Source organism: Pseudomonas sp. GXZC (assembly GCF_026967615.1).
In the GTDB taxonomy this organism is placed as follows: domain Bacteria; phylum Pseudomonadota; class Gammaproteobacteria; order Pseudomonadales; family Pseudomonadaceae; genus Aquipseudomonas; species Aquipseudomonas azotoformans_A.
In genome coordinates, this window is the sequence record NZ_CP114115.1 from 2588513 (window position 1) to 2613480 (window position 24968).

General features: G+C 60.7%; 23 protein-coding genes and 1 riboswitch. Of the genes, 16 read left to right on the forward strand and 7 right to left on the reverse strand.

Going from position 1 to position 24968, the window contains the following annotated elements; genetic code table 11:
• Nucleotides 1-74 precede the first annotated feature (74 nt).
• The gene (locus OZ428_RS12410) at nucleotides 75-1565 is read right to left on the reverse strand and encodes a helix-turn-helix transcriptional regulator (RefSeq protein ID WP_269133522.1); all 1491 of its coding nucleotides are present in this window, start codon (nucleotides 1563-1565) and stop codon (nucleotides 75-77) included.
• A 175-nt stretch (nucleotides 1566-1740) separates the two neighbouring features.
• On the opposite strand from OZ428_RS12410, the gene OZ428_RS12415 reads away from it, so the two are divergent.
• The 8 genes from OZ428_RS12415 to OZ428_RS12450 all read left to right on the forward strand — a co-directional run bounded on the left by OZ428_RS12415 (nucleotide 1741) and on the right by OZ428_RS12450 (nucleotide 8407).
• A complete protein-coding gene (locus tag OZ428_RS12415) occupies nucleotides 1741-2709 on the forward strand; it encodes a hypothetical protein (protein WP_269133523.1) in 969 nt (322 codons plus the stop codon).
• A gap of 85 nt (nucleotides 2710-2794) precedes the next feature.
• Nucleotides 2795-3598, forward strand: coding sequence for an AraC family transcriptional regulator (locus OZ428_RS12420; protein WP_033902075.1), 804 nt, complete (start codon nucleotides 2795-2797; stop codon nucleotides 3596-3598).
• 134 nt (nucleotides 3599-3732) lie between these two features.
• The gene (locus OZ428_RS12425; RefSeq protein WP_269133524.1) at nucleotides 3733-4551 is read left to right on the forward strand and encodes an ABC transporter ATP-binding protein; all 819 of its coding nucleotides are present in this window, start codon (nucleotides 3733-3735) and stop codon (nucleotides 4549-4551) included.
• Nucleotides 4548-5312, forward strand: a complete 765-nt coding sequence (locus OZ428_RS12430) for an ABC transporter permease (protein WP_269133525.1) — start codon at nucleotides 4548-4550, stop codon at nucleotides 5310-5312. The genes OZ428_RS12425 and OZ428_RS12430 overlap by 4 nt, the downstream gene beginning before the upstream one ends.
• Nucleotides 5313-5336: 24 nt before the next feature.
• On the forward strand, nucleotides 5337-6377 hold the full coding sequence (locus tag OZ428_RS12435) for an ABC transporter substrate-binding protein (RefSeq protein ID WP_269133526.1): 1041 nt from the start codon (nucleotides 5337-5339) through the stop codon (nucleotides 6375-6377).
• On the forward strand, nucleotides 6374-7258 hold the full coding sequence (locus OZ428_RS12440) for a PhzF family phenazine biosynthesis protein (protein ID WP_269133528.1): 885 nt from the start codon (nucleotides 6374-6376) through the stop codon (nucleotides 7256-7258). The genes OZ428_RS12435 and OZ428_RS12440 overlap by 4 nt, the downstream gene beginning before the upstream one ends.
• On the forward strand, nucleotides 7255-7716 hold the full coding sequence (locus OZ428_RS12445) for a RidA family protein (RefSeq protein WP_269133529.1): 462 nt from the start codon (nucleotides 7255-7257) through the stop codon (nucleotides 7714-7716). The genes OZ428_RS12440 and OZ428_RS12445 overlap by 4 nt, the downstream gene beginning before the upstream one ends.
• Before the next feature lie 70 nt (nucleotides 7717-7786).
• On the forward strand, nucleotides 7787-8407 hold the full coding sequence (locus OZ428_RS12450) for a transglycosylase SLT domain-containing protein (RefSeq protein ID WP_033902081.1): 621 nt from the start codon (nucleotides 7787-7789) through the stop codon (nucleotides 8405-8407).
• 36 nt (nucleotides 8408-8443) lie between these two features.
• On the opposite strand, the gene OZ428_RS12455 is transcribed toward OZ428_RS12450, so the two are convergent.
• Both OZ428_RS12455 and OZ428_RS12460 read right to left on the reverse strand, forming a co-directional pair.
• Nucleotides 8444-9331, reverse strand: a complete 888-nt coding sequence (locus tag OZ428_RS12455; protein WP_033902082.1) for a nitrilase family protein — start codon at nucleotides 9329-9331, stop codon at nucleotides 8444-8446.
• 150 nt (nucleotides 9332-9481) lie between these two features.
• Nucleotides 9482-9727: a DUF6124 family protein gene (locus tag OZ428_RS12460; RefSeq protein WP_177114648.1), complete on the reverse strand. Its 246-nt coding sequence runs from the start codon at nucleotides 9725-9727 to the stop codon at nucleotides 9482-9484.
• A 395-nt stretch (nucleotides 9728-10122) separates the two neighbouring features.
• On the opposite strand from OZ428_RS12460, the gene OZ428_RS12465 reads away from it, so the two are divergent.
• The 7 genes from OZ428_RS12465 to OZ428_RS12495 all read left to right on the forward strand — a co-directional run bounded on the left by OZ428_RS12465 (nucleotide 10123) and on the right by OZ428_RS12495 (nucleotide 20039).
• Nucleotides 10123-10467, forward strand: coding sequence for an FKBP-type peptidyl-prolyl cis-trans isomerase (locus OZ428_RS12465; RefSeq protein WP_033902084.1), 345 nt, complete (start codon nucleotides 10123-10125; stop codon nucleotides 10465-10467).
• A gap of 11 nt (nucleotides 10468-10478) precedes the next feature.
• Nucleotides 10479-11081: a GNAT family N-acetyltransferase gene (locus OZ428_RS12470; RefSeq protein WP_269133530.1), complete on the forward strand. Its 603-nt coding sequence runs from the start codon at nucleotides 10479-10481 to the stop codon at nucleotides 11079-11081.
• 421 nt (nucleotides 11082-11502) lie between these two features.
• Nucleotides 11503-14208, forward strand: coding sequence for a magnesium-translocating P-type ATPase (mgtA, locus tag OZ428_RS12475; protein WP_269133531.1), 2706 nt, complete (start codon nucleotides 11503-11505; stop codon nucleotides 14206-14208).
• A 16-nt stretch (nucleotides 14209-14224) separates the two neighbouring features.
• Nucleotides 14225-14941, forward strand: coding sequence for an MgtC/SapB family protein (locus OZ428_RS12480; protein WP_033902087.1), 717 nt, complete (start codon nucleotides 14225-14227; stop codon nucleotides 14939-14941).
• 298 nt (nucleotides 14942-15239) lie between these two features.
• Nucleotides 15240-15866 carry a response regulator transcription factor gene (locus tag OZ428_RS12485; protein ID WP_033902088.1) on the forward strand — a complete coding sequence of 209 codons (627 nt, stop codon included), beginning with the start codon at nucleotides 15240-15242 and terminating at the stop codon, nucleotides 15864-15866.
• 1 nt (nucleotide 15867) lies between these two features.
• Entirely contained in the window at nucleotides 15868-19482 is a 3615-nt protein-coding gene (locus OZ428_RS12490; protein ID WP_269133532.1) for a transporter substrate-binding domain-containing protein, read from the forward strand.
• A 134-nt stretch (nucleotides 19483-19616) separates the two neighbouring features.
• A complete protein-coding gene (locus OZ428_RS12495) occupies nucleotides 19617-20039 on the forward strand; it encodes a chemotaxis protein CheY (protein ID WP_269133533.1) in 423 nt (140 codons plus the stop codon).
• Here OZ428_RS12495 and dkgB read toward each other — a convergent pair.
• From dkgB to OZ428_RS12515, 4 genes are all read right to left on the reverse strand, one after another.
• Nucleotides 20036-20854, reverse strand: a complete 819-nt coding sequence (gene dkgB, locus OZ428_RS12500; protein ID WP_269133534.1) for a 2,5-didehydrogluconate reductase DkgB — start codon at nucleotides 20852-20854, stop codon at nucleotides 20036-20038. The genes OZ428_RS12495 and dkgB overlap by 4 nt on opposite strands.
• An 87-nt stretch (nucleotides 20855-20941) precedes the next feature.
• Nucleotides 20942-21874, reverse strand: coding sequence for an ABC transporter substrate-binding protein (locus OZ428_RS12505; RefSeq protein WP_269133535.1), 933 nt, complete (start codon nucleotides 21872-21874; stop codon nucleotides 20942-20944).
• Nucleotides 21871-22230, reverse strand: coding sequence for a (2Fe-2S) ferredoxin domain-containing protein (locus OZ428_RS12510; protein WP_033902092.1), 360 nt, complete (start codon nucleotides 22228-22230; stop codon nucleotides 21871-21873). Before OZ428_RS12510 ends, OZ428_RS12505 begins: the two co-directional genes overlap by 4 nt.
• Nucleotides 22230-24158, reverse strand: coding sequence for a TonB-dependent receptor plug domain-containing protein (locus tag OZ428_RS12515; RefSeq protein ID WP_269133536.1), 1929 nt, complete (start codon nucleotides 24156-24158; stop codon nucleotides 22230-22232). Before OZ428_RS12515 ends, OZ428_RS12510 begins: the two co-directional genes overlap by 1 nt.
• A gap of 91 nt (nucleotides 24159-24249) precedes the next feature.
• Nucleotides 24250-24454: riboswitch (cobalamin riboswitch) on the reverse strand.
• Nucleotides 24455-24568: 114 nt separating this feature from the next.
• Here OZ428_RS12515 and OZ428_RS12520 point away from each other — a divergent pair.
• A complete protein-coding gene (locus OZ428_RS12520; RefSeq protein ID WP_095015513.1) occupies nucleotides 24569-24964 on the forward strand; it encodes a carboxymuconolactone decarboxylase family protein in 396 nt (131 codons plus the stop codon).
• Nucleotides 24965-24968: the final 4 nt, after the last annotated feature.

The window sequence follows — 24968 nt, forward strand, 5'->3', positions numbered from 1 at the left end:
AGGTTATGGCGTGCTTTGCGCTGCAATAAGGCGAATTCGCACTAGAGGCACTAGTGCATTTGCACTTTTTAAGCCTATTTTTTAAGGCGCAATTCCCCGGCGAACAGCCCGCGTTCACGGGCCCAAACGATCGCTGCACTGCGGCTGTGCACCCCCAATTTCGAGTACACCGTAGCCACATGGTTACGCACGGTATTGGGCGCCAGTTTCAGGCGCGAGGCGATCTCTTTGTCGGCCAGGCCTTCACAGATCAAACCCAGGACATCGCGTTCACGGGCCGTGAGGTCGGTAAAGGCGATATTCGGCTGGTTGGGGCTGTTTACGCTCTTGGCGTTGGCGAGTTTTTCGATCAGTGTCTGGCTGAACCAGGAAGCGTCCTGCATCACTTCCTCGATGGCCGCCACCAACTCCAGTTCGGAGCGTTTGCGTTCGGTGATGTTCATCATCACCAGCAGGTAACACGGCACGTCCTCAATGATCACAGTGTCGGCGGACACCACACAGTCGATCACTTCGTTGCCTTTCTTGCGCACCTTGAGGTCCTGGCCGTCGAGGTTGCCGGCTTTTTCCAGGGTGGCAAACAACTGCGCGCCCGCCTGGGGGCTGTCGATAAAGTCGATGTCTTCGATGGACTTGCCGATCAGTTCTTCACTGATATAGCCGGTAATGCTCATGAAGGCTTCGTTGATGTCTACCACCTGGCGGTTGCCGGCGCTGCACACCAGGGTCGGCACGGGCGTGAGGCGGAAGGATTTGGCGAAGCGCTCCTCACTCTGGCGCAGGGCGATTTCTGCCTTGCGTCGCGGCTCCAGGTCCATGAACGAAAACAGCATGCAATCCTCTTCGTTCATGTCCAAGGGTTGGCCGGCAACGATCACCAGTTTGCTGCCGCCCTCAGGCAGGCGCAGTTCGGCCTGCATCTGCGGGATGGTCGCGCCTTCACCCAGGCGCTGGATGGCCAGGTCCTTGCGCTCGGCCTGTTCCAGCACGTCCAGCTCATACACGGATTTACCGATGACCTGGTCGCGGTTGTAGCCGGTCATCTCCAGGAAACCCTGGTTGACCTTGATGTAGCGCAAGTCACTCAGGCGACAGATCACCGCCGGCGCCGGGTTGGCGTTGAAGGTTTTTTCGAAGCGCTGTTCGGCGCTGGCCCATTCGGTGGCGTCGCTGAGGATCAGTACCAGCAACTCCGGTTCACCCCGGGAGTCGGTGATCACCAGGCTGCGCAGGCGATGGACCCAGGTTTTCTCTTCATCGGCGGTGGGCGTGACTTCCACCACCACGTCGCTGAATTCATCGCCCGCGGCGGCTCGGGCCAGGGGGTAGTTTTCCAGCTGCACGGGGTGGTTGTTGCGGTAGCGCAAGGCGAAACGCTTGGCATATTCCTGGCCATCGGCGCCTAGCCCCATCACGTCGCCCACGCCATGCATGGTGAGGGCCGCTTCGTTGGCCCAGAGAATGGTTTGATCGATCTCGGCCAGAATCACACCGTCGGACAGCCCGGAGATGATCTGCTGCAGTTGGCGACGATTGGTTTCTTTGGCTAGAACGTCCTGGGTCATAGGTTCTCCGGGGTTTTGGGCGCATGGGAAGTACGACACCCGCACCTCAGGATAGTGCAGAGGCAATCCGCGATACGGGGTGCGAATGCACCAGATGGCCTGGTGCATTTGAGCGGGGACGGCAAGCAGCCGTCTCGCCAGACTGAAACGGTCAATCACTGTCAAAGGATCGAACATGACCACTGTCTATGAAACCAACCGTTCGCTGTTTCGCGTGTCCTGGAGTTCCGTGCTGGCCGGTAGTGCAATTGCCCTGGTGACCTATCTGGTGCTGAGTGTGCTGGGAACGGCCATCGGTGCCAGCGCTGTCGACCCGATGCAAGCCGGCAACCCGCTCAGCGGTTTCGGTACGGGCGCCGGGATCTGGCTGTTTGTCTCGACGTTGGTGGCAATCGGCGTGGGGGCCTTTGTGGCGGGACGGACCGCGCCGGATCGTGGCGGCCTGCACGGCGTACTCACCTGGACGCTGACCACCTTGCTCACCACCTGGCTATTGGCCGGGCTGGCCGCCAGTGTGGTCGGCACAGCCGGGAATGTGGTGGGCAAGGGCCTGTCGGCTGCCGGTAGCGGCATCGCGGCGGCAGCGCCGGGTATTGGCGACAGCGTCAAGCAGCAACTGAACGAGCAGGGCATCCAGCTGGATTGGAACAGCCTGCAAGGCGAGCTCGACACCTTGCTCAAGCAAAGCAGCAAGCCTGAGCTGGACCCGGCCAACGTCGAACAGAAAACCGATCAGGCCGCCGCCGATGGCAAACAGACCGCCACCGATGCGGCGACAAATCCGTCCCAGGCGGGCGATCAGTTGAAGCAGTGGTTCGAACGCGTCAAGGCGTCCGGTGAACCTGCGTTGAATGCTGCGGATAAAGACGCGCTGGTCAACATCGTTGCTGCGCGTACGGGCAAGAGCAAAGAAGAAGCGACGCAGATCGTCGACAACTACGCCCAGGCTTACCAACAAGCCATGCAAAAGGTCGATGAACTGAAACAGCAGGCCGAGCAGAAAGCCCGTGAAGCCGGCGAAGTGGCCGCCAAACAGCTCTCCCGCGCGGCGTGGGGCACCTTGGCGATGTTGCTGCTGGGCGCAGCGTTGAGCTTCCTGGTGGGGCGCATGGCCCTGACCACGCGTCGAGTGCCGTTGGCTTAACGGGGTTTGCAGCAAGGACGCTGCTTTTCGCTGGCATCAAACATGCTAGTGTCAGCACTCCAACACCCACCGGCAGTGCCTGGCGATGCGTGATATCTACAGCGTCTTCAACTCCAACGGCGCCTATGAAACCGGGGCCCATGCCCATGACGAGTTCATGCTGATGGTGCCCGAGCACGGCTTGCTGCGCTTCAAGGACGAAGACAGCGGGCGCACCACTTCGGTAATCGAACGCCAGTTCGTGCTGGTGCCGCCGCAGTGCAGCCATTCCTCATCGTCACTCACGGCCAGCCAGGGCCACCTGGCGTTCTATGTCGACCCCGACTACATGCGCTACGCCCTGCGTGACCTGTCCGGCGATGCCAACCGCTTGCTGCGCGTGCCCACCCTGGGCATCTGGCAAACCTCGGCGCCGCTGCACCATTTGCTGCTGGCGAAAAAGGCCTTCAGTCAACCCGACCCCTATGTCGATCGCCGTCGCCAACTGGCCCAGGCCGATCACCTGCTGCTGCTCGAATGCCTGGCGGTTTCCCTCAGCCAGCCGAGCCTGCAGCGCTCGTCTACCGAGCGCCACGGCGCGATGCTGGTGCGCGACGTGAAGGCCTATGTGGAAGGCAACCTTGAGCACGCGCCGGGGCTGGATGAGATTGCGGCGGTGTTCCATATGTCGCGTCGGCACCTGACCCGGCTGTTTGCGCTGCACACCGGCGAGACGGTGCTGGCTTACGTGCAACGGCTGCGCCTGGAGCGGGCGCAGACCCTGCTGAGGCACACACGCATGTCGGTACTGGAGATTGCCAATAACGTCGGTTATGAATCGCCGTCGCACCTGGCCCATGTGTTTCGGCGGGTGCTGGGCGTGTCGCCGGATGAGTGGCGGCGCGGTTAACCTCAGGCCTCCTATTCCCCTTGTCCCAATCCCGCGCATGATCCGGCCCGATCCCGTGCGCCACAAATCTGTCATCCGTTCATCCTCTGCTCACCAACAACAAACAAGTCCGGCGTACCGGACGAGGAGGGGCGGTGAGCGCAAAACCCTTTATCCGTTTTTCAGGCGTGCAAAAAAGCTTCAAAGTCGAGGGCCGCCAGTTTGTGGCCGTACGCAATGTATCGCTGGAGGTCCAGCGCGGCGAAATCATCACCCTGGTCGGCCCTTCGGGCTGTGGCAAGTCTACCTTGCTCAACATGACAGCCGGGCTGTTCGGCCCTACCGAGGGCGTGGTGCATTACGACGGTGCCGAGGTCAACGGCGTCAACACCCGGGTCGGCTACATGACCCAGGCCGATCACCTGCTGCCTTGGCGCACGGTGGCGGGCAACATTGCGGTGCCGCTGCAGATTCGCCGCGTGCCCAAGGCCGAGATCGAGGCGCGGGTTGACGAACTGATGGCGCTGGTCGGCCTCACCGGTTTCGGCGAGAGCTACCCCAACCAACTTTCCGGCGGCATGCGCAAACGCGCCGCCATGGCGCGCTTGATGGCCAGTGACCCGGAAACCCTGCTGATGGACGAACCCTTCGGCGCCCTCGACGCGCAGATGCGCCTGACCTTGCAGACCGAACTGCTGCGCCTGTGCCGCAAACTCAACAAGACTGTGCTGTTCGTCACCCATGACGTCGACGAGGCCATTGCCCTGGCCGACCGCTGCGTGGTGTTCGCTGGCCGCCCCGGCACCATCGACCATGTGCTCGACATCCCGCTGACCGGTGAACGCAACTTGGTGCAACTGCGCTCCGATCCACGCTACCTGGAACTCTGCGCCGAACTGTGGAAACGCCTGGCGCCCGACGTTGCCGGCGCCGCTGCCCCTTCTTCATTGGCTCACTCGCTGGAGGTCGTATGATCCAGGTCTATCGCTTGCTGTTCCTGGTGTTCCTGATGCTGTTGTGGGAAGGCGTGTCACGCTGGTTTGGCGTGGAATTCTTCATCAGCCGCCCTTCGGCCGTGGCCCAGAGCCTGTGGAAAATCCTGCTCAATGGCGTGTTTTTCTACCATGCCGGCATCACCACCCTGGAGGCGGTGCTGGGCTTTTTCTTCGGCTCCTTCGCGGGTTTGATCGCAGGCCTTGTATTGGGCCGTGCCAAGTTGTTGGCTGAAATCCTCGATCCGTTTTTGACCGCGTTCTACAGCCTGCCGAAAGTGGCGCTGGCGCCGCTGTTCATCCTCTGGTTCGGTATCGGTCTGCCGATGAAAGTCATCCTCACCGCCGCGGTGGTGTTCTTCCTGGTGTTCCTCAACACCTACAGCGGCGTGCGCAATGTGTCCCGCGAGCAACTGACCATCCTGCGCCTGATGGGCGCCAAGGAGCGCGACCTGCTGACCATGGTGGTGATCCCCTCGGCCTTCACCTGGGTGTTCACCGGCCTGCGGTTGTCGGTGCCCTATGCGCTGATCGGCGCGCTGGTGGGCGAGATCATCGCGGCCAACCGTGGCCTGGGTTATCTGCTGTCGGATGCGGCCTCGCAGTTCGACACCGCCGGCGTGTTTGCCGCGCTGGTGGGGATCATTGCCCTGGCGCTGATCCTGAACACGGCGGTGAAGCTGGCTGAAAGCAAGCTGATGCCCTGGAAAGCCAATGAAGCGGAACGTGAAGTCGCGGTTTAACCCCCTCTGGTTTGGAGCTTGATCATGCTTAAGCGTCTTGTGATTGCCGGTCTGTTGTGCGCTGCCTTCCTGCCCGCCGCCCAGGCCCAGGACCTCACCAAGGTCACCCTGGCGTTCCCCAGCGAAGGCTTCCTGTATGTGCCGATCTACGTCGCGCAGAAACAGGGCTACTTCGCCGACGAAGGCCTGAATGTGGAAGTGATCGTATTTCAAAAAGGCGGCTCGGCGGCGTTGACGGCCGTGCTCGGCCGCGACGCGGATGCCTATGTCGGCCTGCCTGCAGTGGCAGTGCGCGCGCGGTCCAAGGGCCAGAACGTGCAGGCGTTTGCTGCCGTGCAGACCCAGTTCGGCAGTACCGTGGTGATTGATGGCGAGTCGGCGCGCAAGGCTGGGGTGTCGGCCGCGTCGCCCATTTCGGCACGTGCCCAGGCCCTCAAGGGCTTGAAGATCGGCGTGACCGGCCCCGGCAGCACCACCGATATGCTGGTGCGCTACCTGGCCAAGGACGCCGGCCTGAACCCGGACAAGGATTTCACCATCATGCCCATCGGCGGCGCGCCGAACATGCTGGCAGCGTTTTCCCAGGGCAGCATCAACGGCTTCTCGCTGTCACCGCCCACCGTCACCACGGCGGCGCAACAGGGCGGGTTTGTGCTGATGGACCTGGCCAAGGGCGAATACAAACCCTTGGACGGCTTCCTGTTCACCGCGATGATCGCCCGCGAGGACTGGTTGAGCAGCAACAAGGCCACCGCCGAGAAACTGGTGCGCGCTATCTGGAAAGCCGAACACCTGATCGCCAGCGAACCGGACAAGGCCCGCGAGTCGGTGCGCCCGTACTTCGCCCACACCGATGCGGCGATTTTTGATGCCGCCTGGACCGCCTCGTTGCCGTCCTACCCGGCCACGCCACGGATCGAAAAAGACGGCGTCGAGAAGAACATCAGCTTCATGAACGCCGTCGAGAATGATCCGGTGACACTCGACCCGCAGCAGGTCTACACCAACACCATCGTCGACGCCGTGGCGCCGACTGTTTCCACCCTCAAGGGAGAGGCGAAATGACGCCCGAGGTTCATCTGGTCAATGTATTTCCAGCCACTGCGCGTGGCGGCAATCCGGCGCCCACTGTGGCGCTGGCCGACGGCATGAGCGATGCCGATATGCAGCAAGTCGCCCGGGATTACGGGCATGAATGCGGCTTTGTGTTTGCCGCACCAGCCGGCAGCGATTTCGATTTTGCCCTGCGTTTCTGGGTGCCCAACCATGAGATGGAAATGTGCGGCCATGCCACCGTCGGCGCCATTTGGCTGCTGGATCAATTGGGCATGCTGCACAAGGAGCGCCTGGCGTTGTGGACGTTGAGCGGGCGGGTTGATGCCCATATCGCCAATGCGGGCACTCCACAGATCCAAGTGGAAATCAGCCAACCCAAGGGGCAGGTTGAAACCTTGAGCGATCCGCAGGTTGAGGCCGAGATTCTATCGGTGCTGGGCATTACCTCCAATGAACTGGCGCCGTTGCCGATCCAGAACGCTCGCACCAGCCGCGTCAAAACACTGGTTGCGCTCAAAAGCGTGGCGGTGCTGGACAGCCTCAAGCCGGACTTCCGCCGCATGGAGCAACTGTGTGAGCGCATCGGCTCTACCGGGTTGTATCCCTACGCGCCGTCGGACCTTGAAGGTCGCCAGTTTGATGCGCGGCAGTTCCCCAAGTCGTCGGGTTACCCGGAAGACGCCGCCACCGGTATTGCGGCGGCAGCGTTGTCCTTTGGTCTGTTGGAAAACGGCTTGGTGACCGATGACGATCGTCCGGTGTACATCCGCCAAGGCCGCGCGATGGGCCGGCCTTCGCAGATTTCGCTGCGCTTTCGTCATGATGCGGCAGGGCAGGTGCAGGGGTGCTGGTTGGGTGGGCATGTGGAATTTGTCGAGGAGCCCGCATGAGTATTCGCGAACGTATCGCCACCTTGGGCTTGCAACTGCCCGAGGCGCCAGGCCCCAAGGGTGACTATGTGCCGGTGACGATCCATGCGGGTGTGGCCTATGTGAGTGGACAAGTGTGCCGACTGGGCGATGGCGTGATCAGCGGACCGGTGACGGACCAGACCTCGCCCGCGCGGGTGACACAAGCTGGTCAAACCTGTGCGCTGCGCGCCTTGAGCGTGCTGGATCAGGCGGTAGGGTTGGAGAATGTCGAGCGCATTCTGTTTGTGCGAGGATTTGTGTATGGCGGCGAGGGTTTCCAGAGTTTTTCCAACGTGGTCGACGGCGCTTCCCAGGTGCTGATCGATGTGTTCGGTGAGCAGGGCCGGCATGCGCGGTCGGCGGTGGGTGTGGCGGGTTTGCCCAGCGGCGGCATGCTGGAATTGGAGGTCACCGCCGTTATCAAAACGACGGGATGACAGATCGGCACTCACCTCAATGAACGCGTAAAATGCCGGTCTTTTTACGCGTATCTCGCAAAGGTGCCCCTTGAGCGCAGGCAAAGCCGTCGGACTGTTACTACTCACTTCCCTGTTGGCGGCGTGCGGCACCTCGCCGCCACGCACGCCCAATGACCTCTGCGGCATCTTCCGCGAAAAGGACGACTGGTACGACGCCGCCAAAGTCACGCAAAAACGCTGGGGCGTGCCGATCCAGGTGCCGTTCGCCATCATGTATCAGGAGTCCGGCTTCCACCAGGACGCCCTGGCCCCGCGCAAATACCTGCTGTGGATCATCCCCTGGGGCCGCGTCTCCACCGCCGCCGGTTACGCCCAGGCCAAGGACGAAGTGTGGAACGACTACCGCAAGAGCACCGGCCGCAGCGGCGCCAGCCGCCAGGACTTCGACGACGCCATCGACTTTGTCGGTTGGTACATGGACAAGACCTACACCGTCAACGGCGTCTACAAATACGACGCCTACGGCCAGTACCTGAACTACCACGAAGGCTGGGGCGGCTACCGCCAACGCACCTACGCCGCCAAGGCCTGGCTGCCGCCGGTGGCGAGCAAGGTGCAGGCGCGTTCACAGCTGTATGCGGCGCAGTATGCGCGGTGCAAGGATGATTTGGGGCGGGGGTTTTGGAGTCGGTTTTGGCGGTGGCTATAAAGACCACAGTGGTAGTGTTGGATGTGTCTCCTTCTCTCAGCGTGGGAGTGCCGGGTGCTGGGTGTAGCCAAGCATCGGATCATAGATATCAGCGCGCCGATCCCTTTGCAGGTCATTGAGATTGTTCCAGATCGGTGCGCTGCGCGCGCTGCTGAGGTCGATATCGGCAAACAGAATCTCCTGGCAGTCCGCCGACGCCACCTTGCCGATGGGCCAACCATTGGTCCCGGCAATCAACGAGCACCCGAGATAACAGGCATCACGCTCTTCACCAATTCGACTGGCTGCTGCGATAAACACGTTATTGACGTGCGCTGCGGTCATCGTCAGATAAGACGCCATGCACTTGCCGGCCTCATCAAATAACGGGGGAGGGGTCCATACCCAGTTGTTCAGGCTACAAATGATATCGGCGCCTTGCTGGCTGAGAATGCGCGGTACCTCGGGAAACCAGATGTCCCAGCAGATCAGCATGCCGATACGTCCAATGGGAGTATCAAAGACAGGGAAACCTGTGTTCCCAGGGGTGAACCATAGTTTTTCCAGGTTCCAGAGGTGTGCTTTGCGGTACTTGCCGATAAAGCCGTCCGGGCCTATCAGGACGCTGGTGTTGAACAATTGCATGCCGTCTAGTTCGCTAACGCCCGCAGCCAGATACACACGATGCCGGGAAGCAAATTCGATCCAAACCTGCACGCTTCTTCCGTTCGGAACAATTTCGGCATGGTCAAAGGCATCTTGGCGATTGGCGAAGAAGTAACCGCAATTTGAAAGTTCCGGAAGCACGATCAGTTTGGCGCCACCGTTGGCCGCTTCAGTTGCGAGCGCAAGGCTGTGCTGCAGGTTAGTGGTGCGGTGCTGCGTTCCTACCTGGGGATCAAACTGCACGACAGAAACGCGGACAGGGCTGATAGCTGGGTTCATTGCAGAGGACTCTTATGGGGACTGCTCTACATAAGAGGTGATAGGGCGGCAATGCGTAAATCAGGTGCTTCCGTTTAGGTTGTCAGTTGGCGCCTGCCAATCGGAAGCGCTGAGTCGCGGCAAGAAGCAAGGCTTCTTGCCGCGACTCATTCAAATCGGCTGCATACACTCCAGCGACCGATCCACCATCACACTGGCCATGTCCACCAGGTGCATGACCGACAGCACCAACGTGCGTGAAGTCCCTTCCAGTTGATCCCCGGCCGTCTGCGCCGCAACGGCGGCACAACGCAACACGCTGCTGGCGTGAGCCAGGGCGTCTTCGAAGCTGAGGTCTGGGGTGGTGGTGAAGAATTGCAGTTCTGAAGCGGGTGGCGCGGGGACAAGGTTTTCCATTTTGAAGCTCCTCTAGTCATAAGGAGCCGCCACGACCGCTGCTAAACGGTGGAAGGGTGGCGGCCACACGCAGGTTAGCAGACCGGTGACTAGGAACCCGGTGCACCCGAAGGTGCCCTGCGCATGGCCACCATGAAGCGCGGGCCGAAAAAAAGCGCCCTGCAAAAGGTGGCGCTTTGCGCCTAGTCACATCGGCGGGCTGCTAAACCCGGTCACTGAATTGGCAGTGACCGACGAAGACTAGCCACGTGATTTGAGCGGCGCAAGCGGTTGGGATTCTCTCGGAAACGTCCTGCGAGATAAAGGGAAATGTCATCGCAGCGACTCTTCCTACACTTGCCAAACCTACCCAATTCTGGGAAAACCCCACCCTTTGTACCGTCAACGAGCGCCCTATGAACCCCGAAGAACTCCAAATCACCGACATCCGCCCCGGCACCGGCAAAGCCGTGGTCAAAGGCGCGCTGATCACCACCCAATACACCGGCACCCTGGAAGATGGCACGGTGTTCGATTCCTCCTGGGAGCGCGGCAAGCCGTTCCAGTGTGTGATCGGCACCGGGCGCGTGATCAAGGGCTGGGACCAGGGGTTGATGGGCATGCAGGTGGGCGGTGTGCGCACCCTGTTCGTGCCGGCGCATCTGGCCTATGGCGAGCGGTCGATGGGCGCGCATATCAAGCCCAACAGCAATCTGCGTTTTGAGATTGAGTTGCTGGAAGTGCTGACGCGGGACGATTGAGGGCGGTGGACATGGAAGTTGATTCACACGGGTTGCCGGCGTGTTCCGTCGTGGGCATTCAGGTCGTTGAGCTGGGTGATCGCGATGAGGTCGAGTTGCAGCGGTTTTTTGAGCGGGCGCCGGACTACTTCATAGCGGTCAACGGCGAACCGGCCACTGCGACCGAAGCGCATGAGGAATTGCAGGGGCTGTTACCCGCAGGGTGGGCGTGCAGCCGGATGTATTGGCTGGGTTACCGCGATCTGGAAAACCAACTGGTGTCGGTGGTGAACATTGCGGCGGACTTGCTGGCTGTTGGTGTTTGGCACATCGGGCTGTTGCTGGTGGATGCACGCTTGCATGGCACTGGGTTGGCGCAGCGGCTGCACGCGGATCTTGAGGCTTGGGCTGCGGGCAACGGCGCTCAATGGTTGCGTTTGACGGTAGTCATCGGCAATGCCAAGGCCGAACGTTTCTGGCCAAAACTTGGCTATGTGCAGGTACGCACCCGCGAAGGGATCACGATGGGGCGTCAGGTGAACAGCGTTTCGATTCAGGTCAAGGCCCTGACAGGTGGGCAGGTGGGTGATTACCTGGCGTTGGTGCCGCGAGATCAAGTGGATGCACCTTCCTGAACCCATCCTGAAGAATCCTCTTATTCCCCATACGGAAACTTTCCTACGGTTTACTCTTTGATCATCGGGGCGTAAGCTTCGCGCGTTTTCATCAATAGCGGAGACCCTCAGTGGGTACTTGTTCGAGTGACAGTAGTCGGCCGGTTTCGGTAACCGGCACAGGCTTGGCAAGGTAACGCGCATTTTTACGATGCCGTTGTCTCGCCACTAAAAGCGAGAAGCGGCATCCCGGCAGTGGCCAGTCCTGGCGTCTGCCCGAATCCCTCTCATCGACGCTGACCAGCTCCCGGCTCACCTCGGGATGCTACGGACGCGCCTGCCTTTTACGGCAGGCGGGCCAAGCTGGCTGTGCCTGTAAAACAGGCGCGGTGCACACGGCGGTACCTGCACGACGGTTTTTTCCTCGCGCAGGAGTAACACCATGAACCTGACTCTGTTGAAAGAGTTCTTTGCCGGCTTCCTGCGGACCCGGCACATCGCTCGGCATTTCCGTCGCCTGGCGATGCTCGAAACCGTGACCGACGCCAGCGTCAGCCGCGAAGTGCCGCCGACCCTGGCGCAAACCCTGGTGGTCTCGGCCAACAGCAGTGCCGTGCAATTGCTCGGCACCCTGGGCAGCCATTCCGAGGGTTTGACCACTCAGGAAGCCGACGCTCTGCGCGTGCAATACGGGCTCAACGAAGTCGAGCATGAGCAGCCGCTGCCGTGGTGGGTGCACCTTTGGCACTGCTACAAAAACCCGTTCAACCTGTTGCTGACGTTGCTGGCGGTGATCTCCTGGCTGACCGAGGACATGAAGGCCGCGACTGTGATTTTCTCCATGGTGGTGCTGTCGACGCTGTTGCGTTTCTGGCAGGAGGCCAAGTCCAACAAGGCCGCCGATGCGCTGAAAGCCATGGTGAGCAACACCGCCACGGTACTGCGCCGCGATGAAGCCAAGCGCATCGAACTGCCGATCAAACAGTTGGTGCCGGGCGACCTGATCGTGCTGTCCGCTGGGGACATGATCCCCGCCGATTGCCGCGTACTCAGCGCCAAGGACCTGTTCGTCAGCCAGGCGGCGATGACCGGCGAATCGATGCCGGTGGAGAAGTTCGCCCAGCAACAAGACGCCAAGACCCGCAACCCGCTGGACCTGGAGAACATCCTGTTCATGGGTACCAACGTGGTGTCCGGCGCGGCGACGGCGGTGATTCTGACCACCGGCAACAGCACCTACTTCGGTGCCTTGGCCCAGCGCGTCACCGCGACGGACCGCGCCACTACCTCGTTCCAGCATGGCGTCAACAAGGTCAGCTGGTTGCTGATCCGCTTCATGTTCGTGATGGCGCCGCTGGTGCTGTTCATCAACGGTTTCACCAAGGGTGACTGGACCGAAGCACTGTTGTTCGCGCTGTCGATTGCCGTGGGCCTGACCCCGGAAATGCTGCCAATGATCGTCACGTCCACTCTGGCCAAGGGCGCGGTGTTTCTGTCGCGCAAGAAAGTCATCGTCAAGCGCCTGGACGCGATCCAGAACTTCGGCGCCATGGACGTGCTGTGCACCGACAAGACCGGCACCCTGACCCAGGACAAAATCTTCCTCGCCCGCCATGTGGACGTGTGGGGCGCAGAGTCCGATGACGTGCTGGAAATGGCCTACCTCAACAGCTACTACCAGACCGGCCTAAAAAACCTGCTGGACGTGGCGGTGCTGGAGCATGTGGAGGTGCACCGCGAGCTGAAAGTCGGCACGGCGTTCCAGAAGGTCGATGAAATTCCGTTCGACTTCAACCGCCGCCGCATGTCCGTCGTCGTCGCCGAGCAGGGCCAGCCGCATCTGTTGATCTGCAAGGGCGCCGTGGAAGAGATTCTGTCGGTGTGCAACAACGTGCGCCATGGCGACGTCAACGAAGCGCTGACCGACGACCTGCTGGCGCGTATCCGTCAGGTCACCGCTGCGTTCAACGAAGAAGGCCTGCGCGTGGTCGCCGTGGCCGCGCAGCCGATGGCGCCGGGGCGCGATACCTACAGTCTGGCGGATGAGAACAACCTCACGCTGATCGGTTACGTCGCGTTCCTCGACCCACCCAAGGAAAGTACTGCACCTGCGCTCAAGGCCCTCAAAGCCCATGGCGTGGCAGTGAAAGTGCTGACCGGCGACAACGAACTGGTCACCGCCAAAATCTGCCGCGAGGTGGGCCTGGAGCAACAGGGCCTGCTGATGGGCAACGACATCGAGGACATGACCGACGCGGAGCTGGCCAAGGCCGTGGAAACCACCAATGTGTTCGCCAAGCTCACCCCGAGCCACAAGGAGCGCATCGTGCGTTTGCTCAAGGCCAACGGGCATGTGGTCGGCTTCATGGGCGATGGCATCAACGACGCGCCAGCACTGCGAACAGCTGATATCGGCATTTCGGTGGACAGCGCGGTGGATATCGCCAAGGAAGCCGCCGACATCATCCTGCTGGAAAAGAGCCTGATGATCCTGGAGGAGGGCGTGCTGGAAGGCCGGCGCACCTTCGCCAACATGCTCAAGTACATCAAGATGACCGCCAGTTCAAACTTCGGCAATGTGTTCTCGGTGCTGGTGGCCAGTGCGTTTATTCCGTTCCTGCCGATGCTGCCGATGCATTTGCTGGTGCAGAACCTGCTGTATGACATTTCGCAGATTGCGATTCCGTTCGATAACGTCGACGACGAGATGCTGAGCAAACCGCAACGCTGGCAACCGGGAGATGTCGGCCGTTTCATGCTGTTTTTCGGGCCGATCAGTTCGATCTTTGACATCACCACGTTCGCACTCATGTGGTATGTCTTCGATGCCAATACGCCTGACCACCAGACCTTGTTCCAATCCGGCTGGTTTGTGGTCGGGCTGCTGACCCAGACGCTGATCGTGCACATGATCCGCACCCCGAAAATCCCGTTCCTGCAAAGCCGTGCGGCGATGCCGTTGATGGTGATGACCGGCGTGATCATGGCCGTGGGGATTTTCCTGCCGATGGGGCCACTGGCGCACTACTTCAAGTTGCAGGCGCTGCCGTCGCTGTACTTCGTGTTCCTGCCGGTGATCCTGCTGGCGTACATGGCACTGACCCAGGCGGTGAAGGGCTACTACATCCGTAAGTTTGGCTGGCAATGAACAGGGAAGATTTCCTATGCAAGCAATCAACAACATCAACCTCGAATCCCTGGTCGACACCCTGGTCAGCCTCACTGCGGCCTTTATTCTCGGTGGTTTGATCGGTTTCGAGCGTCAGTACCGCCAGCGCACGGCGGGTCTGCGTACCAACGTGCTGGTGGCGGTGGGTGCGGCGATTTTCGTCGACATGGCCAGCCGGCTCGGCGGCGCGGAAGGCGCGGTGCGGGTGGTGGCCTATGTGGTTTCGGGCATCGGTTTTCTCGGTGCCGGTGTGATCATGCGTGAAGAGGGTAACGTGCGGGGGCTCAACACGGCGGCCACCCTCTGGGCGTCGGCGGCGGTGGGCGCCTGCGCGGGTGCCGACCTGGTGCTTGAGGCGCTGTTGGGCACGCTGTTTGTGCTGGCGGCCAACACCTTGCTGCGACCGATCGTCAATAACATCAACCGCCAGCCGTTGGACGTGGTGTCAGCAGAAGTCACCAACATCCTCTATGTGATCGCCCGGCGTACCCAGCAGAAAGCCGTACTGGCCTTGCTGGAAGCGGAGCTGGCACGTTGCAACTATCCGGCCAGCGATGTGGACGTGCGCCCCTTCGGCACGGAAGAAGTGGAGATCGAAGCCACCCTGGCTGTGACGTCCGTGGACGGCGACGAGCTGGACGCACTGGTGGCGCGAATCTCGATGTCGACCCTGGTGGTGCAAGCGTTCTGGAGTCCAAGTACCACCGAGTAGTCCCCGGCTGTAAGGCGCTGTCCCGCGCGAAGCAGACTATGCTGTTACCAGGAAAAGTCCTACAAACAATCGAGATTAACCCTTCATTTGATAAGCCACACCGTTGTTAAGGTTGCGCCCTTGCGCCTCAGGAACCAGGGCGCAGCTCAACGTTTTGACCGTGCTTTATCAAAAGGAGGGGTCTGTACTGCCTGAAGTGTCATGCGGAGTAATCAGCACCGTTTGTCGGAACTGTTACTTTTCACAGGTAGTTAGGTCCCGTGTGATATGTAAGCGTACTGATCCCTCGGGGAGTCTTATGAGCAAAGCTTTAATTGTGGATGATCACCCTTTTATCCGTGCCACCGTGAAGTACCTGTTGAAGCAAGAAGGCTTTGACGAAATCTATGAAGCGGGCAACGGCGCCGACGCCATGCAGTGTGCGCGTGAGCAGCGCCCGGACCTCATCATCCTCGACTTGGCCATGCCCAAACTCGGCGGGCTGGAGGTGATCAGCCGGATCAAGGCGCTGGAACTGCCTTGCAAGATTCTGGTGCTGACCTCCTACCTGGCCGTGTTCTTCTCCACCCGCTGCATGCGCGCCGGGGCCATGGGCTTTGTGGCCAAGACGGGTGAGCTGGACGAGTTGCAAAAGGCGATCCGGGCGATCCGCTCCGGCTACAGCTGCTTCCCCAGCGTGGCCACCAGTTCAGTGCGCCGTGACGATATACAGACTACCGAGCAAGAGCTGGTCGACGCGCTGTCAGACCGCGAATTGACGGTGCTGCAAAAACTGGCCCTGGGCCTGGGCAACAAGGAAATCGCCGAGGATATGCTGTTGAGCCACAAAACTATCAGTACCTACAAGACGCGACTCAAGGAAAAGCTGCGTATGTCTTCGGTGGTGCACCTGTCCAAGTTCGCCCAGCGCAATCATCTGATCTGAAATGACCACCTCCCGGCTGTTGAGATTCACGGCCATCCTGCTGATCGGGTTGTTGCCCTCAGCAGCGATGGCCCTGGACGAGCCACACTCCCTAAGACTCCTCGGCCACGCCACCCTTGAAAACCCAGGCCTGGAGCTTGATGAAAGCGACTGGCGCTGGCTACGCCAGCGACGCACGTTGGTGATGGGGGTGTCGGCGCCGGACTACGCGCCTTTCGACCTGAGCAACAACAATGATTTTGAAGGGATCACTGCTGACTACGCGTGGCTGATCAGCCTCATCTTGAGCATCCCTATCGAGGTTCGACGTTACGACACCCGCGATGAGGTGATCGAGGCCCTCAAGCTGGGCAAGGTCGATTTAGTGGGCTCGGCCAATGGTTACGAAGCCGCCGACAAAGACCTGATACTGTCGCGTTCCTACGCCAATGATCAACCGGTGCTGGTAACCCGCACGGGGGATAGTCATTTACTGGGCGCCGACCTGGCTGGCAAACGCGTGGCGATGCTCTACCACTACATGCAGCCCGACGCGGTGCAAGCCTATTACCCCAAGGCGCAGTTGCTGTTGTATGGCTCTACCCCCCAAGCCATCGGCTCCGTGTCGTTTGGCCAGGCGGATGTGTTCCTAGGGGACGTCATCAGTACCCGTTATCTGATCAACAAAAATCATCTCAATAATGTGCGCATGGCCGATTTTTCCGGGCTGGAGGTCAACCCGTTCGGGTTCGCGTTCACCGGGGATAACATCCGTCTGCTGAATATCATCAATGCGGCGCTGGCCGTCATCCCCGCCAGCCAGCAAATGAGCATCCTGCGCCGCTGGAGTGCTGGAGACAGCGGTTTCCTGGAGGCAGACCGACTGCGCTTGAGCGACAGTGAGCAGCGTTGGCTAGAGAAGCATTCGCGGGTAAAGGTCGCGGTGCTCGACAAGTTCATGCCGTTGTCATTTCTAGATGAGAAAGGGCAGTTCGTGGGGTTGAGCGATGAAGTGCTGTCGCGGATCAGCTTGCGCACAGGCTTGAAGTTCGAGGTAGTGCATGGCAATTCTTTGCCTCGGCAAATTGAAGAGGTCAGCAGCGGGCAAATAGACATGCTCGCGGTCATCACACCCAGCGTCGAGCGTGCCGAAAAGGTCCGGTTTACCCGGCCTTATCTGTCGAACCCCTATGTGTTGGTGGCGCGCGCTGACGATAACCGGCTGCTCACCCTGGAAGATATGCCTGGAAAAAGCCTGGCGTTTATTGGTGGCAACAGCCTCGCCGCGCAAATTGCCCGGGACTACCCAGGTATCAAGTTCGTCGATGTCGAGAACCCTGAAGAGGCCATGGAGTTGGTCGCCAAAGGCAGTGTGGATGCGACCGTCGTTTCATTGATCAGCGCGCGCTACATGATTGCGCGCAATTTTCGAGACCGCCTGCGTATCACCAGCACGATCGGTACGGAACCGGCGCGCATTGCCTTCGGTGTCAACCGCAGCCAACTGGAGCTGTATTCGATCCTCGAGAAGGCGTTGTTGAGTATCACACCGGAAGAAATGGACGAACTGACCAACCGTTGGCGCAGCGAGATCATCATCGAAGACAGCTACTGGAGCAGCCATCGCAACGTGATCATCCAAGGGTTTGGTCTGGCCGCGTTGCTGCTGCTGGTGACCCTGGGTTGGGGGCTCTACCTGCGCAACCTGATACGCAAGCGTGCTCAGGCAGAACGTGCCTTGAGCGACCAGATGCGGTTCATGAGCGTGCTGATCGACGGCACCCCTCATCCGATCTATGTGCGCGATCGCCAAGGTCGGTTAATGGCTTGCAACAACGCATACCTTGATGTGTTTGGCTTTAAGTTGGAGGACGTGATCGGCAAGACTGTGGTGCAAACCGACACGGGCAACCCGCCGCAGGCCCAGTCGTTCCATGCCGATTACTTGAGCCTGATGGAGCGGGGTGAGCCGCAGATCCAGGATCGCGTGCTCAAGGTGCCGGGAGGTGGTGTGCTGACCATTTACCAGTGGATGCTGCCATACCGTGACAGCAACGGCAGCGTTGTGGGCATGATTGCCGGTTGGGTGGATGTCAGCGAACGCCAGCGCCTGCTGGGCCAGTTGCAGGAAGCCAAGGAGGAAGCCGACGCCGCCAACCGGGCCAAGACTACGTTCCTGGCGACCATGAGCCATGAGATCCGCACACCCATGAATGCGGTGATCGGCATGATCGAGTTGGCCCAGAAAAACGCCGAACAGGGCCGTGTCGATCAGGACGCGCTAGAGGTGGCGTCGATGGCATCCCGGAGCATGCTGGAGTTGATCGGTGATATTCTGGACATTGCGCGGATTGAAACCGGTCACCTGTCCTTGAGCCTGGAGCAGGCCAACCTCCATGAGTTGTTGGCCTCCGTGGCACGGGTTTTCGAGGGGCTCGCGCGGGACAAGGGGTTGCAGCTGCACGTCGAACTGGATCCGCTGATCGACCGGACGGTGATGATCGACCCTCTGCGTTTCAAGCAAGTAGTGTCCAACCTGCTGGGCAATGCCATCAAATTCACCACCACCGGGCAGGTACGTCTGGGCGCTCAGAGTGCACCGGCATTGGCCGGTGACCACTTGAACCTCCGGTTATTTGTGGAAGATACCGGGATTGGCATCAGCGCCGAGGATCAGCAGCGCTTGTTTAACCCGTTTATCCAAGGCAGCAACAACGACCAGTCGGCGCGCAGTGGCTCCGGCCTTGGGTTGGTGATCAGCCGCAACCTGTGCGAGATGATGGGCGGCCAATTGCATCTGAGCAGTGTGCAGGGCAAGGGGACGCGAGTGGACGTGACGTTGGCGCTGGCGCTGACCACCGCAACGGCGGTTTCCTTACCTGTTCAACCTGCGCCTGCGACACCTGCATTGAACCTCCTGGTGGTCGATGATTACCCGGCCAATCGCTTGCTGTTGACGCGACAACTGAGCTTCCTGGGGCATCACATCGTCACGGCCGAGGACGGCGCTGAGGGCTTTGCACTGTGGCAGGCCGGGCAGTTTGATGGCGTCATCACCGACAGCAACATGCCCGTCATGGATGGCTACACATTGGCCCGTGATATCCGTGCCCAGGAGCGTCAGCGTGGCCTGGTGCCGTGTCTGCTTCTGGGGTTCACCGCCAACGCGCAACCGGAGGAGACCGAGCGCTGCCGGCAGGCGGGCATGGACGGTTGTCTCTTCAAACCGACCGGCCTTGATGACCTGCGCGCAGCGTTGGCATCGCGCACCGCTGCACCGGTGGTGGAGGAGGCCGTGCCGGTATGTGACTTGAGTACCCTGGTCGCACTGACAGGCGATGATACTGCCGGGCTCAATGAGTTGCTGGCGCCATTGATCGGTAGCCTCGCAAAGGACCGCTTGCTGCTATCGACGCTGCAAGAACACGCGGACTTTGGCAAGTTGCATGACTTGGCTCATCGCGTTAAAGGTGGGGCGCGCATGGTCAAGGCGCCGGCGCTGATCGCGTGTTGTGAAACGCTGGAGGGTGTGTGTGAGAGCAGGGATCGTGAGGCACTGACGGCGTCGGTTGAAGCCATTGGCCGCGCCATTGATAGCTTGCATCACAGTCTGAGCGCCCGCATCAAGCAGGCGTGACTGAAGTGGATGGCCATTCGGTGGATTTGGGAGAGTTCCTACATGGAAGAGGAACAAACCTGATTTTGTCTTCGGGGTATGTCTGGAAAATGGGCCCCGCTCACTGACGAGCGCTGCCTGCCCAGGGGTTCGCCATGCCAAACAAAGCACTGACCATCCTGATTGCCGATGAACAACACCTGCAACGCCTGTACATCGAGAAGATGCTCAACCGATTGGGATATTTCCGGATCGTACCGGTGGAAACCTTTGAAGAGGTCCAGTTGCTCACCGCCATCCCCGCCCGGCCTTTTGATGTGCTGATCATCAATGCGGGGCTGACGGCCCACGCTTGCGGGCCTCAACCCCAGGCGCACCACGTGCTGGTCTACGATCACCTGGACCTGAGTACCCGTGCCGACGCAACGCCGGCAGTGCTGGTGCGGCTACCTGGCGTGCCTGACAACGTCAACCTCGAACACTTCATGGACATCATCGACCCACCCGCCGCCGCTGCCGGCCTGCGGGTGTTGCCGTGGCTGCGGGAGTTATCCCGTGCGCCCGTGGCCGGGGTTTAGTCCCACTTCGGCGCGATACCTTTGGGGCTGGTCAGGCGATGGCCGCGTTCCAGTTCGGCAATCTGTGCCATGTCGGCAGCGCTCAAGGTCAGTTGCAGGGCCTGGAGGTTACTTTCCAGGTTGGCGCGTTTGGTCGAGGACGGAATGACCGCGTAACCCGATTGCATGGCCCAGGCCAGTGTCACTTGCGCCGGGGTCGCCTGATGGCGTTCGGCTATTTGCTGGATCACCGGGTCCTTGAGCACTTCGCCGTAGGCCAGGGTCATGTAGGACGTGATCTGGATACCGTTGGCGGTGGCGAAGTCCACGACCTGGCGGTTTTGCAGGTAGGGGTGCAGTTCGACCTGGTTGGTGGCGATGTTTTCGGCCCCAACGGCGGCAATCGCCTGCTTCATCAGGTCGATGGTGAAGTTGGAAATGCCGATCTGGCGGGTCAGGCCCAGGCGCTTGGCTTCCAGCAACTGGCCCATGAATTCGGCGACAGGCACCTGGTCTTCCGGCGATGGCCAGTGGATCAGGGTCAAGTCCAGGTAGTCGGTCTTCAGTTTGCGCAGGCTTTCTTTCAGGCTTGGAATCAGCTGGCCTTCGGCGAAGTTGGCGATCCAGATCTTGCTGGTGATGAACAGCTCATCACGCGGGATGCCACTGTTGGCAATCGCCTGGCCGACATCGGCTTCGTTCTCGTAGATCTGCGCGGTGTCGATGACGCGGTAGCCGAGTTCCAGGCCGGTACTGACCGAATCGATCACCACCTGGCCTTGCAGGCGGAAGGTGCCAAGGCCGAAGGCCGGGACATTTTGCGTGGGGGTAGACATCAGTAACTCCTGAAGGGGGACGAACAATGGAGTCGAGTATCCGCCCGTCGTTCCTTCGGAAAAACCGCCGAATCCGAAAAGGACTCTTTACCGCAGGTCACGAATCGCCAGCGCCTTGAACCGCTGTGCCAATGACAGAACCACCTGGCCGCTGCCCATGTTGGGCACCACATGGGTAAAGGGAATGTCGATCATGCGGTTCTCGCGAACGGCGCGCAGCTTGGAGAGTACCGGGTCGGTGGTCAGCAACTGCCGCTTGCGGCTGGCCGGTGACCACAGCGCATCGGCCAACAGGATCACGTCCGGGTCCTTGGCCAACAGGGTTTCATTGCTGACGGTCACCCGTGACAACGGGATATCGGCCAGTACATTGCGTGCACCGGAGGCCATCAGCAGGGTGGTGACAAAACCCCGTTGGCCTTCGCTATCGAGCCCGCCCACTTCACTGTCCAGGTAAAACACCGACAGCGGACGGGCATCACCCATCAGCCCATGGGCGCGCGCCAGGTCAGCATCCAACGCGTCGCTGAGCATTTGAGCGCGTTGGGTTTTGTGCAACAGGGCGCCGAGGGTAAACAAGTCCTGACGGATATGCCCAAAGTAATCCAGGGAGTGAACCGCGCAGGCGGACTCCAGCAGGTACGACGCCACCCCGTTGTTTGCCAGACCGGTGCGCGACGTGACCCCGCTACCGAACGCACTGGCAAAGCCGCCGACTACCAAGTCCGGATGCTGTGCATACAGCACTTCACTGGACGGGTATTTCGCCGCGATGACCGGCACGTCAAAGTACTCGCCGTGCCGGTGCGTAATGCCGTTGTCGTCCAGGTACGCGACACCTACCAGCGAAGGCCCGGCATCCAGCGCCAGCAGCAAATCGGCGGCGTGCTGGTTGAGTGCCACGATCCGCGACGGTGTTGAAAGAGGCACGCTCCAGTCCTGGGCGCAGTTGCGATAACTGTCTGCCAGCACCGGTGTGCAGCAGAGCAGGGCGCTCAACCATAGCCATGGCTGTTTCATGGGGCGTCCTTGATCAGCAGGTCTTGCACCACATCGCCACCTACCAGGTGCACATCCACCAGACGCAGCACTTCGGCCTTGTTGTGCACGCCATACCAGCAACGCTCGGGATACACCGTGAGCACCGGCCCGAGATTGCACGGGAACTGGCAATGGGTGCGCGTCAGCAGCACGCCACCCGGCACTTCGATGTGCTCATGTTCCAGCAGCCGACGGCGCAGGGTTTTCCACAATTGCAAGGCGCCGCGCTGCGTACAGCGCGGGCCGGTGCACAGGAATACATGACGGGCGTGGTCCGGTATGCGGGACCAGTCGGGATGGAAGTCCACCCCGTCGATTTTGGTGATCTCAGTCATCAGAAGCGATACGTGTAACGCACCTCGGATGTGAATGGGCGGCCGAGGTTATCGACGTTGCTGGCGCGGCTGGTGACGTAGTCGCGGTCGAACAGGTTTTCCACCAGCAGGCTCAGACGGTGCTGGTGGGCGGCGTCGAGGTAGCGATAGGCATCGGCGTCCACCACGGAGTAGTGGCCGTATTCGACATTTTTCGAGCTGGTGATGTCGCGGATATAGCGGATCGCAGTACCTGCGCCCCACAAGCGGTTTTCCGATTCGAAACCGATCCGTGAACGGGCAAAAAAGCTCGGAATGTCGTTGAGGGTGACGCCGGCGCGGGACTCGGTGAGGTTGCGCGTCATGTCGGCTTGCAGGCTCCACTGGTCGTTGAGCGCAAGCTTGGCGTCGGCCTCGAAGCCACGCATCTGGATCTGGCCCTGGCCGTTGACCCACTGCACATCGTCAAGCGTGATCAAGTCAGTGATCTTGCGTTTGAACAGCGTGACGCTGGCGCTGAAATCGCGCTCGCCCAGCAGCCCCTTGTAGTCGATCCCCAGTTCGGCGTTGCGGCTCTTCTCCGGCTTGAGATTGCGGTTGCCGATCTCGTCGCCCGGCTCGTTGACGAACAGCTGTTCGGCGTTGGGCAGTTTGTAGGCCGTACCGTATTGGCCACGCAGGGCCCAGTGGTCGTTGAGATCATAGAGCGAGGTGAGCATGCCGACGGTGGCACTGTCGCCGCCGCTCATGGCTTCATGCCGCACGCCCACGCTGGGGTGCCAGTTGGGCAGCGCGTCGATCTGCGGTCGCAGTTGCGTATACAGCGCGTGGGCCTGGGCCTTGTTGTCGTCGATCACCAGTACATCGTCCTGGCCCTTGAACCACTGGTTGTCGCTGCCCACCACCAGCACATGGCCGCCTGGCAACTCGGCCTTGCCCTCGGCTTGTACACCCCAGTCAGTGAAGCCCCAGTAGTCGTTGTTGTTACGTACGTTACGACCCCCGTCGGCGGTGTTGTCGATCCGCGTGTAGCGTGTGTCCCAGTCGTTGATATGGCCCTTGATGAAATAACTCAGGCGCTCGTTGATCGCCTGTTCGAAAGTCGCCGTGGCGATCTGTTGCACACGGTCGTTGGTGGTCTTGTAGTTGTTCACCGGCCGTGCGAAATCAAGGTTGGCATCGGCATATTGGTAGAACAGTTCCAGGCGCGAGTCATCGCCAAACGCCTGGGTGGCCTTGGTGCCGAAGGTGGTCACTTCGTACGAGCGCTTTTTGTCGCTGACGCGGCCGCTGTAGTCGCTGTTGCGAAACGGCTGGTAGCCCTCGGAGGCGTTGCGGCTGACATACGCCAGCAGGCCGAGGTCGCCCCAGCCGTTGGTGAAGATCTTCTCCACCCGCGCATCGCCGGTGGTGCCGCCGAAGGTATCGACCCCCACGTTCACTTCACCGGACGCCTCGCGGGTCTGCGGGCTGCGCGTGACGATGTTGATGACCCCCGACACCGCCTGGGTGCCGAACAACAGGCTCTGGCCGCCCTTGAGCACTTCGATGCGCTCGATGGCGTTGGCTGGCAGCGTGTCGAGGTAGAGGCCGCCATACAGACGGTTGTTCAGGCGCACGCCGTCGAGCAGGATCAGCGTGTCATCGTTGCGCCCGCCCAGCAGGGAATAGGTGCCGTAGTCGAACGGGCCGTTTTTCGGCGCCACATACAGGCCGGGGATGAACATCTGCATCACCCGCGTCACGTCGGCGGCGGGGCCGGCGCGTTCGATCTGTTCGCGGGTGACAATCTCCACTTTGCTGCCGTACTGGGCCATGGCGGCGACGGTGGTGGATTCCACGGAAGGGGCGGAGACGATCTGCTGGTTGAGCACCAGGGTGTTGTCGTCGGCCAGCAACAGGGGGCTGAACAGCGAGCCGAACAAAGGGATCAGGGAACGTCGAATCATAGTCTTCTCGAAAGTATCTTCGCAGAAGCACGCAGGAGAAGGCATCGCGCACACGCCGATACCGGCCCATGCCCGCCCACCGCAGGAGTTTGCCTAACAGAAATTCCAGGCCGGTCTCCGGGCTCTCGCGTATGGATCCCTTCACCTTCCCATGGCGCGCAGGCCACAGTGGTGTGTCGAAGGGGTCACGCGAATACCGTTGCGGGGGCAGCACCGGACTGGCTCAAAAGAGCGTACCGGTTTCCCGTTTCACCCCAAGCACGGCGGCAGGGGGCACCTGAAACAGGCCGGCATCTGAACATTCGCATGACCGTTCGTCAACTCCGTCATTCAGGATTCACCGGCTTCACTTGCCAGCAATGGGGGCGGCGCGGTATTCCAGAACACTCGCCATCCGCCTTGGACATCCCATGACTCAACACCTCACCGAATACGCCGATGCCAGCCCCGAAGTGCGCGCGGTCTATGACGACATCATGCACACGCGCCAGGTCGATCAGGTCAACAACTTCTGGAAGTGCCTGGCCGCCCACCCGCCGACCCTGCGCCGGACCTGGGAAAGCCTTAAGGAAATCATGGCGCCGGGGGCATTGGATCCGCTGACCAAGGAACTGCTCTATGTGGCTGTCAGCGTGACCAATAATTGCCCGTATTGCATCGCGTCCCACACGGCAGCAGCGCGCAAGGCGGGGATGACCGACGAGATGTTCGGCGAGTTGCAAGCGGTGGTCGGCATGGCCAACGAAACCAACCGCCTGGCCACCGGCTATCGCGTGCCGGTGGATGAGGCGTTCAAGTTGCCTTAAGGCG